This is a genomic window from Dongia sp. (genome assembly GCF_041910485.1).
Lineage (GTDB): Bacteria > Pseudomonadota > Alphaproteobacteria > Dongiales > Dongiaceae > Dongia.
In genome coordinates, this window is sequence record NZ_JAYRQR010000008.1 from 37986 (window position 1) to 48428 (window position 10443).

General features: G+C 63.2%; 8 protein-coding genes. 7 read left to right on the plus strand and 1 reads right to left on the minus strand.

The features are described 5' to 3' along the window. Positions 1-298: 298 nt before the first annotated feature. Positions 299-1729 carry a caspase domain-containing protein gene (locus ACE3PP_RS02190; protein ID WP_374377538.1) on the plus strand — a complete coding sequence of 477 codons (1431 nt, stop codon included), beginning with the start codon at positions 299-301 and terminating at the stop codon, positions 1727-1729. 12 nt (positions 1730-1741) lie between these two features. Here the strand turns inward: ACE3PP_RS02190 and ACE3PP_RS02195 are convergent, their stop codons facing one another. After that, a complete protein-coding gene (locus tag ACE3PP_RS02195; protein ID WP_374377539.1) occupies positions 1742-4054 on the minus strand; it encodes a PAS domain-containing protein in 2313 nt (770 codons plus the stop codon). A gap of 165 nt (positions 4055-4219) precedes the next feature. Between ACE3PP_RS02195 and ACE3PP_RS02200 the strand changes: the two genes are divergently transcribed. The 6 genes from ACE3PP_RS02200 to ACE3PP_RS02225 all read left to right on the plus strand — a co-directional run bounded on the left by ACE3PP_RS02200 (position 4220) and on the right by ACE3PP_RS02225 (position 10197). Further along, positions 4220-4372, plus strand: a complete 153-nt coding sequence (locus tag ACE3PP_RS02200; RefSeq protein ID WP_374377540.1) for a hypothetical protein — start codon at positions 4220-4222, stop codon at positions 4370-4372. A gap of 64 nt (positions 4373-4436) precedes the next feature. Continuing rightward, positions 4437-6044, plus strand: a complete 1608-nt coding sequence (locus tag ACE3PP_RS02205; RefSeq protein ID WP_374377545.1) for a carboxyl transferase domain-containing protein — start codon at positions 4437-4439, stop codon at positions 6042-6044. A 14-nt stretch (positions 6045-6058) separates the two neighbouring features. Then, positions 6059-6841, plus strand: a complete 783-nt coding sequence (locus tag ACE3PP_RS02210; RefSeq protein WP_374377541.1) for an enoyl-CoA hydratase-related protein — start codon at positions 6059-6061, stop codon at positions 6839-6841. A 114-nt stretch (positions 6842-6955) separates the two neighbouring features. Beyond that, entirely contained in the window at positions 6956-8941 is a 1986-nt protein-coding gene (locus ACE3PP_RS02215; protein ID WP_374377542.1) for an acetyl-CoA carboxylase biotin carboxylase subunit, read from the plus strand. Continuing rightward, complete coding sequence (locus ACE3PP_RS02220) at positions 8938-9855, plus strand: hydroxymethylglutaryl-CoA lyase (RefSeq protein ID WP_374377543.1); 918 nt, start codon at positions 8938-8940, stop codon at positions 9853-9855. The genes ACE3PP_RS02215 and ACE3PP_RS02220 overlap by 4 nt, the downstream gene beginning before the upstream one ends. Positions 9856-9975: 120 nt before the next feature. Then, on the plus strand, positions 9976-10197 hold the full coding sequence (locus tag ACE3PP_RS02225; protein WP_374377544.1) for a hypothetical protein: 222 nt from the start codon (positions 9976-9978) through the stop codon (positions 10195-10197). The last annotated feature ends 246 nt before the right edge of the window (positions 10198-10443 follow it).

Consider the following 10443-nt stretch of genomic DNA (forward strand, 5'->3'; position numbering starts at 1 on the left):
TTTCCCCGAAATACCCCCGACTATGGAAGGCTAAGATCGGGTCATGGTTAAAGTCAACCTAATTTCCGAGCTTTCTATTGTATTTATTTGATTTGTAACGGAAATTTTTTTACTAAAATGCAAGACAACCACTATATCAATGTTTGCTCACGGATTGAGCGCCTAGATAATGTGTGTTTTAGGCAAAATGGCGGAAACCGGCTTCCCGGGAGGAATGCACACCCTTTCGCAAGGAATAGAGGTGAGGTGTGCGCCAGCGCACTGCCGCTGTGCCGGTGAACGCGCTAGATTGATCTCCATGAACGAGGGACGCCGCTTCATCGCTGCCATTCTGTTGATCTGCGGCCTGGCCTGTGCCGGCAAGGCGATGGCCGAGCCGCGCATCGCGCTTGTCGTCGGCAACGGCAAGTACGATGCCTCGATCGGCAGTCTCATCAACCCGCCCAACGACGCCAATCTGATGGCCGAGCGTTTGAGCGGCCTCGGCTTCAAGGTGACCAAGCTCCTCAATGCCGATCAGAAGGCGCTGAAGCGGGCCATCTCGAATTTCGGCCAGGCGCTGCAGGCGGCCGGTCCCGATGCGGTCGGCCTCTTCTTCTATGCCGGTCACGGCGTCCAGGTGGACGGGGCCAATTACCTCATTCCCGTGGGTGCCGCGATTGCCGCCGAGGCCGATGTCGATCTCGAAGCCGTTTCGGCCGAGACGGTGCTGAAGCAGATGGAATTCGCCGGCGCCCGCGTCAACATCGTCATTCTCGATGCCTGCCGCAACAATCCGTTGCCGCGGTCGATGCGCTCTTCCTCGCGCGGCCTCGCGCGCATGGATGCGCCGACGGGCTCGTTCATTGGCTATTCGACGGCGCCCGGGAACGTCGCCAATGACGGCACGGGGAAGAACTCGCCCTATACATCGGCGCTGGCGGCGGAACTCGGCAAGCCCGGGATCGCCATCGAAGAGGCGTTCCGCAATGTCCGCGTCAAGGTCATGGCCAGCACCGATGCCCAACAGGTGCCGTGGGAATCCTCGTCCCTGACCGGTGCCTTCTATTTCAAGCCCGGGACCGCTGCCACGGCGAGTGCTGCTGCCGAGCCCGCTGCGGCATCCGCGAGCGATGCCGAGAAGGGCTATTGGGAAGAGGTGAAGAACAGCCAGGACCCGGGCGAATTCGACGCCTTCCTCGCCCGCTTTCCGGACGGCTTCTACGCCGACCTCGCCCGTGCGCGCTCGGCTCGCCTGCACGCCAAGACGGGAGAATCGGTCGCCGACGCCTCGCGGAATAAAAAGGCGCAGCCGACATTCGAAACCTCCGCCGATACGGCGCCCGCAACACCCGTCGCGCCCAAGAGCGAGACGGTGCCGGCAAGCAAGACGGAAGCCGAGACGCAAGTGGCGTCGCTGCCGCCCGACGATGTGGTGGAGGCACCGGCGCCAGGCGGTACACTGACTCTCTCCAAGAAGGTGAGCGGTGCGCTGCGCGCCTATATCGCCGGCCTTCAGCAGAAGAACGGCGCCTTTGCCGTCTCGCCCGATGGCCAGTTCTTCGGCCAGTTCATCTGCCAGGAAGTCAACCAGTGCATTTCCGGTCGCCGGGGGCAGCCGCAGAACACGAACCCCCGCTACCCGCAGGAGACTGCCCTGAAGAAATGCCAATCCTCGGCAAGGCAGGAATGTGTGCTCCTGATGGTGCGCGAGGAGAAGAAGCTGCCGTTCCTGGTCACCAGCCAGTAAGGCAGCACCGGCTCAGTGCCGGCCGATCCGTCCAGAAGGGGCCGGTGCCCGCACCCTGTTGTGCGGGAAGCGCAGCAGCACGCGCGTTCCCTGGCCGGGTTCGCTCGACAGATCGATCGAGCCGCCATGCAGTTCCATCAGACGCTTGGTAATGGCAAGGCCCAGGCCCGTCCCGCCATAGCGCCGGCTGATGCTGGCGTCCGCTTGGTGGAAGGCCGAAAACAGGCTCTGCATTGCCTCGGCCGACATGCCGATGCCGTTGTCGCGGATGACGACCAGCAAATCGCCGCTGTCGCCGATGCGGCCGGTGAGATGCACCGAACGGCCCGGCGGCGAGAATTTGACGGCATTGCTCAGAACATTGAGCAACACCTGTGCCACCGCGCGTCCGTCGGCGAAAAGGGCGGGCAGGCCGCGCTCCCAATTCTGCTCGATCTTGACCGCGCCCTCGTCGGCGCGTGACTGCATCATGCGCACGCAATCCTCGGCAACCGTGCGGATATCGATGATCTCTTCGAACAGCTCGACCTTGCCGGCTTCCAGCTTCGACATGTCCAGGATGTCGCCGATCAGCTGCAGCAGCAACTTGCCACTTTTGTAGATGTCGCCGGCATAGGCGGCATAGCGCTCGGGCGCGTCGCCGAAATGCTGGTCGTGGATCACCTGCGAGAAGCCGATGATGGCGTTGAGCGGCGTGCGCAGTTCATGGCTCATATTCGCCAGGAATTCCGTTTTCGTGCGATTGGCGACCTCGGCGGCGTTCTTGGCGCGCACCAGTTCCATCTCGCGCTGACGCTGTTCCGTGATGTCCTGCAGGGCGCCCGCGATCTGCACCGTGCGGCCGTGGGCGTCGATCGTCTTCTCGCAGATCGACTTCACATAGCGGATACCGCGATGGCGCGAGAGGATGCGGTATTCATGGACGAAATGCGTATCGGATCCTTTGATGAAGCCCTGATACTTCTCCCAACTCGACACTGAATCGTCCGGATGCACGACCTGCTTGTGCCAATCTTCGTCATTGAGCTCGACGTCTTCGGGATCCAGGCCAAGGAGATCCGCCGTCTCACCCGAAGAATGATAGACGCCGGGCAGGCCATCCACGCTGTCCAGCGACAGGTGCCACGACCAGTGGCACAGGCCCGACATGCGCAGCGATCGCTGCAACTCCGTTTGTGCCAGCTTCAGGCTGCGCTCCGAACCGCGCAACTCGGTGACGTCCTGGAAGGTCCCGACGATCTGCATCGCCACGCCGTCATCGTCCAGGATCCACTCCGCCGTCTCACGGATATAGAGCACGCGGCCCGACCGGTGGATGGCGCGGTATTCGATCGAATAGGAATCGCCCCGGCTGGAACGGAACGATTTGTATTGCGCGAATACCCCGTCTCTTTCCTCAGGATGAATGATCATCAGGGCGAATTCGTCGCCATAACCCGGCAGATCGTCCGGTTCATAGCCGAATATGTCACGAGCCTCATCCGAATAGACGAAGCGGCCCTTGCGGCGATCGGGTTCGATCAGGTCGCCGGGCTCGTCCGGCTGCCAGTGCCAATGACAAAGTTTGGCAATGCGGTGCGCCAGGCGCAGATAGGTCTCATTGCGCAGCAGCGACAATTCGTGTCGGCGCAATTCGGTGATGTCGAGACCGATCTTGAGGAGCAGCGACGGCGCATCGGAATCGTACCGCACGGCGACATTCGACCAGCGGATGATGCGCCGGTCGCCATTGCGTGCAATCCAGGCGGCCTCGCGGAAGACCGGTTGCCCGGTTTCGAGCGCCGCCGCTTCGATCCGCTGCTCGGCGTCGAAATCGTTGCCGGGAAAGCGCGCGCGCCAGATGTCGCTGCGGCCGAGCTCACGGGCCGAAAAGCCGGAAACGCGCTCGGCAATCGCATTGGCCTGGATCAGTTTGCCGTTCTTGCCGCGCAGAATGACGATGGCATCGGCCGCCTGGAACCCGGCATCGACCAATTGCCGCTGGGCGGAAATGGTCGCCGCGCTGACGGCGAACAGGCGGCGTACGGCCAAGGCGCCGACGCCCGCAAGCATCACGATTCCGGCCGGCGGCAGCAGATTGAAAAGCGAAAAATCGCGCGAGACAGCGATCAGCAGGCCGATGCCCGCCATACCGGCAAGCGCCAGATAGGCCAAGGCGCGATAGGGCTGCATGCGGCCCGGCTGATGCAGGGGCGATGCCGGCGACGAATCTCCTCGGTCGCCGCGGCTGGTGGACATCACGCCGTTGCGCACAACTGGTTTTACCGCCTCGCTCCAGGCGGTGTGCGTCGCGTCTGGTTCCAGAATCGGTCCACCTTCACCCATTTTGCTTCTGCTGCTAATGCCCCACCCACCCGAAATACGGGTCCCCAAGCAGTGAATCCTAGCCCCTGGCATATTAACAACTCTTTACGATGCAGCATTTCGAAACCCTCGATTTTTTGGGGATATCTGCGGCTGCCGAAAGATCGTGCGTGCCAATAGGACGTCATGCTTGCTGCATTGCGGCGCATCCTCACAGTTGTAAAAAAGCTGCGCGGGACCGTGTCGGTCGGACAGATTCCCATCCTGCGCCGCCATAGCGGCAACACTCTCTTGCCATTGTCGGGAACGCGGCAAAATCTGCTATCCAAGCTGCGCTGAAGTCGGGATGATCGCCGTAACTCATTGCACGGAATATCTCTCTCACGGGAAACGGGGGCGTTTCATGCCGGTGCTGAAATCGGCGCTCAACAGCCAATCGCCGGAAAGCCGGGACAATGCCGCGGCGATGGAAGCGCTGGTGGCCGATCTCGAAACCACTCTCGCAACCGTCGCCGAAGGCGGTGGGGAAGCTGCCCGGCAACGGCATGTGGCCCGAGGCAAGCTGCTGCCGCGCGAGCGCATCCAATTGTTGCTCGATCCTGGGACGCCGTTCCTCGAGCTTTCGGCTCTGGCGGCGCACGGTGTTTATGCGGACCATGTTCCTGCGGCCGGCATTCTGACCGGCATCGGCCGGGTCGCCGGCCGGCTCTGCGTCATCGTCTGTAACGACGCCACGGTGAAGGGCGGCACCTATTACCCGCTGACCGTGAAGAAGCATCTGCGCGCTCAGGAGATCGCGGCCGAAAACGGTCTTCCTTGTCTCTACTTGGTCGATTCCGGCGGTGCGAACTTGCCCAACCAGGACCAGGTCTTCCCCGACCGCGATCATTTCGGCCGCATCTTTTTCAACCAGGCCAATATGTCGGCTTCGGGCATTCCGCAGATCGCCATCGTCATGGGCTCGTGCACGGCGGGCGGTGCCTATGTGCCAGCCATGTCGGACGAAAGCATCATCGTGCGCAATCAAGGCACCATTTTCCTAGGCGGCCCACCGCTGGTGAAGGCCGCGACGGGCGAATTGGTCAGCGCCGAGGATCTGGGCGGCGGCGATCTCCATGCCCGCCGCTCCGGCGTTGTCGATCATCTGGCTGAGAACGACTGGGACGCGCTGCAGCGCTGCCGCGATATCGTGGCGCGGCTTGGGCCGGATGCCGCATCCTTATCCGCCCATGCGGCGGCGTGCGAACCGGCCTATGACCCAGCCGATCTCGGTGCCATCGTGCCGGCCGACACGCGCAAGCCCTATGACGTGCGCGAAATCATCGCCCGTATCGTCGATGGATCGGTCTTCGACGAGTTCAAGCAGCATTACGGTGAAACGCTGGTCTGCGGCTTTGCCCATCTCTACGGCCATCAAATCGGCATCGTCGCCAATAACGGCATCCTCTTTTCGGAATCCGCCTTGAAGGGCGCGCATTTCGTCGAGCTGTGCGGCCAGCGCAAGATCCCGCTCGTCTTCCTGCAGAACATCACCGGCTTCATGGTGGGAAAGAAGTACGAAGCCGGCGGCATCGCCAAGGATGGCGCCAAGCTGGTGACGGCCGTCTCGACCGTCGCCGTGCCGAAGCTCACCGTCATCATCGGCGGTTCGTTCGGCGCCGGCAATTATGGCATGTGCGGCCGTGCCTTCGGCCCGCGCTTCCTCTTCATGTGGCCCAATGCGCGCATTTCGGTGATGGGTGGTGAACAGGCGGCCTCGGTCCTGGCGCAAGTGAAGCGCGACAATATCGAGGGGAAGGGTGAAACCTGGCCTGCTGCCGAGGAGGAGGCGTTCAAGCAGCCGATCCGCGATCAGTATGAACGCCAGGGCCATCCCTATTATGCCTCGGCCCGGCTCTGGGACGACGGCATCATCGCACCCGCCGATACGCGCCGCGTGCTGGGGCTCAGCCTCGAAGCCGCCTTGCAACGACCGATCGGGGAAACCCGCTTCGGCCTCTTCCGCATGTAAAAGAGAAAAAGATCATGAGCGATATCGAACTCGACATCTCGGCCCGCGTGGCGACCATCACCATCAATCGCCCCGACCGGCACAACGCGCTCGACATCGCCATGATCGATGCGTTCCACGCCGCACTGGACAAGGTCGCCGCCGATAAATCCGCCCGCGTGCTGCAGATCCGTGCGCGCGGCACCTCCTTCTGCGCCGGCGCCGACATCAACTGGATGCGCCGCATGGCGGAATATGATGCCGCCAGCAACATCGCCGACGCCAAGCGCCTGGCGGGCCTCTTCGAAAAGATCGCCTTTCTGCCGCTGCCCACCATCGTCGCGGTGAATGGCCCGGCCTATGGCGGCGGCATCGGCATCGTTGCCGCCTGTGATTTTGCGATCGCCGTCCCCACGGCCGATTTCGTCCTCTCCGAGGTGAAGCTCGGCCTCATTCCCGCGGTCATCAGCCCGCATATCATCCGCGCCATCGGTGCGCATGCGTCGAAGCGCCTGTTTCTGTCGGGTCGCAAATTCGATGCGGCGGAAGCCGAACGCCTCGGACTCCTCGCTGAAATCGTGGCCCCGGAGAAACTGGACGAAGCGGTGACCGCGCTGACAAAACAGTTGCTCGATAATGCGCCGGAAGCGATGGCGGCTGCCAAGGAACTGGTGCAGTTCGTGGCCTCCAAACCCTTGGGCCGCGAAGTGATCGACGGTACCGCCGACCGCATCGCCGCCCGCCGCGCCAGCGCCGAAGGCAAGGAGGGCCTCACCGCCTTTCTCGAAAAGCGCGTTCCCGCCTGGCGCAAGGACTGATGAAGATGAACCATTTAACCCTGCCTCTCTCAACGCGATCCAAAGCCCCTCTCCCTTCAGGGGGAGGGGTTGGGGTTGGGGCGGGCGCGTTCGCGCCAGCTAAGGACTGACCCCATGTTCTCGAAGATCCTCATCGCCAATCGGGGTGAAATCGCCTGCCGCGTCATTCGCACCGCGCGTGCGATGGGGATCAAGACGGTCGCCATCTACGCCGATGCCGATCGACATGCGCGCCACACGCAGCTTGCTGACGAAGCGATCCACATCGGCCCTTCCCCGGCCCGCGAAAGCTATCTGCAGGGTGCGCGCATCATCGCGGCGGCGAAATCCGCCGGGGCACAGGCAATCCATCCGGGCTACGGCTTTCTTTCCGAGAATGCGCCCTTTGCCAAGGCCGTGACCGAGGCCGGCCTCGTCTTCATCGGCCCGTCGGCGAAATCCATCGAGGCGATGGGCGCCAAGGATGCGGCGAAGATCCTGATGCGTTCGGCCGGCGTACCCGTCGTGCCCGGTTATGAAGGAACGGCGCAGGATGCAGCGAGCTTGCAAAGGGAAGCCGACAAGATCGGCTATCCCGTGCTCATCAAGGCGGTGATGGGCGGCGGCGGTCGCGGCATGCGCAAGGTGGACGCGGCCGTCGATTTCGCCGCTTCCCTCGAATCCGCGCAGCGCGAGGCCCAATCGGCCTTTGGTGACGGCGCGGTCCTCATCGAGAAATATCTCACGCGCCCGCGCCATATCGAGGTGCAGGTCTTTGCCGACAATCACGGCAATACGGTCCATCTCTATGAGCGCGACTGCTCGCTGCAGCGGCGCCATCAGAAGGTGATCGAGGAAGCGCCGGCCCCCGGCATGACCGATGCCGTGCGCAAGCGCATGACCGATGCCGCCATCGCGGCGGCGCGGGCCATCGATTATCGCGGTGCCGGCACGGTCGAATTCATCGCCGAGGGCGACAATCTCGACAATTTCTACTTCATGGAAATGAACACGCGCCTCCAGGTCGAACACCCTGTGACCGAGATGGTGACGGGCCTCGATCTGGTCGAATGGCAGCTGCGCGTCGCTGCCGGCGAGAAGCTGCCGAAGGCGCAGGCCGAGATAGCCCTCTGCGGCCATGCTTTCGAGGCGCGCATCTGTGCCGAGGATCCGGCGCGCGGCTATCGCCCCGAGACCGGCCGGCTCATCCATTTCAGCGTGCCGGATGGACCCTATATCCGTCTCGATTCCGGCTTCGGCGAAGGCGATGAGATATCGGTCCATTATGATTCACTCATCGGCAAGCTCATCGTCGGCGGCGCCGACCGCGACGATGCGCTGGCGCGTCTCGGTGCGACACTCGGCCGGTCGCACGTCGCCGGCATCGCCAGCAATCTCAATCTCCTCACCCGGGCCGCCGTCGACGGTGACTTCAAGGCGGCCCGCATCGATACCGGCTTCATCGCCGCGCATCCCGCGCTGCTGCACGATGCCCATCCCGACATTGTCGGCTGGGCGCTCCTCGCGCTCTCCGAGCAACTCGACCTCGCGGCGCGCAATGCCGGTTCTTCGCCCTGGTCGGCGACCGACAATTGGCGCCTCGGTGGTGTGGCGCCGCTCACCTGGCATTTCGAGCATGACGGTATCGACCATGCCGTCTCGCTGCAGCGGCAGGGTGACGGCTGGCGCGTCGCCTGGCGCGACGATGTGCTGCCCTTGCGTCTCATCGAGCGGCTCGGCGATTCCTTCATGATCGAACTTGGCGGCCGGCAATATCACGGCCATGTCCATGTCGACGGGGCGGTGCGCTGGCTCAAAGTGGGTCCGACCCGCTGGCGCATCCGCGCCCTCGGTGCCTTCGGCCGCCCACCGGCACGGCGCGATCAGGCGGGCGGGCAGGGCGGAACTGTCTTGGCACCTATGCCGGGGCGTATCGTCTCGATCCTCGCCGCAACCGGTGATCCGGTCGAAGCGGGTCAGGTTCTGCTGCGCCTCGAGGCGATGAAGATGGAACACAATCTCGTGGCCGCGACGTCGGGCAAGGTTGCCTCAGTGTTGGTTGCTGCCGGCGATCAGGTGGTCGAAGGGGCCGAACTCATCCGCATCGAGGCCGGCGCATGAACCTTCCAGCCCAGGTCCGCATCGTCGAGGTGGGCCCCCGCGACGGTCTGCAGAATGAGAAGGCGCCCGTCTCGACTGCGGCGAAGATCCGCCTCATTGAAGATTTGGCGGTGGCGGGCCTTGCCGATATCGAGGCCGGCGCCTTCGTCTCGCCGAAATGGGTCCCGCAGATGGCGGATTCCGCTGCCGTGCTCGCCGGCCTCCAGCGCGATCCGATGAAGCGCTACCCGGTACTTGTTCCTAATCTGCAAGGTCTCGAGGCAGCGCTCGCCGCCGGTGCGCGCGAGGTGGCGGTCTTCGCCGCCGCCTCGGAAACCTTCTCGCAGCGGAACACCAATTGTTCGATCGCCGAGAGCATCGCGCGCTTCGGGCCCGTGATGGAGCGCGCGCGTTCGGCAGGTGTTCCAGTGCGCGGCTATATCTCCTGCGTGCTGGGTTGCCCCTATGAAGGCGAAATCGCGCCTGCGTCCGTTGCTGCCGTCGCTAAGTCCTTGATCGAGCTGGGCTGCGCTGAAATCTCGCTGGGCGATACGATCGGTGTCGGGACCCCGCTTGCCACCCAGCGCATGATCGGCGCGGTGGCGGAAAGGGTGCCCATCCCGCAGCTCGCCGCCCATTTCCACGACACATACGGCCAGGCGCTCGCCAATATTCTGGCCGCCCTGCAGATGGGCGTTGCGGTCGTCGATGCGTCAGTGGCGGGCCTCGGCGGCTGTCCCTATGCCAAGGGGGCGACCGGCAATGTCGCGACGGAAGATGTCGTCTTCATGTTGAACGGTATGGGAATCGAGACGGGAATCGATCTCGATGCGCTGGCTGCGGCAGGATGGCGCGTCCTCGAGCACATCGGCCGCGCGCCAAGTGCCGGCGTCTCGCGCGCACTGTGGCAGAGAAGGCAGAAATCACAGGCTTAACTCGCATGTGATGCGATTGGTGATTGCCGTCACTCGCCATTTATGGAATCTAAGCATATCTGTTCAGGCAAGTTGTTCCGCCGGACATCTCCGGCACTTGCTCAAGGGTTGGGTTGCATCATGCGTAGCAGATATGTTTTCGACGACGTCATCGAACTGACGACTCCCATTCGCCTGAAGAATGGCCTCAAGGGCTATATCTCCGGCCGCTGCTGGAATGTGCGCCGCGGGGTCGAGGAATATGACGCGATGCTGGAGGGTAACCAGATGATCCGCGGCCTCATGGCCCATGATTTCGAGATCACGGGCACCCCGCGCATCGACCGCGTCCGCGCGGCCTGAAAAGGTATCCTGATACCGTCCGAAAAGGCCCGTTTTCACCCCTTTTGGGGCTCCCTTTTCGCCCCTTTCAGACTTCCTTAACGCCCCGGCCGTTAGCATTCTCCGTCGAACTGAGTTTGAGGGAGGATGCGATGAGCCTCGGCAAATGGTTAACGGATCTGATGACCGGTCAAGCGGCCCCGCAGCCGATCCCCGTCCGTGTTCAGTCGCGCACCGACCTCATTGCCGGTGCCCGCGCCCAGATCC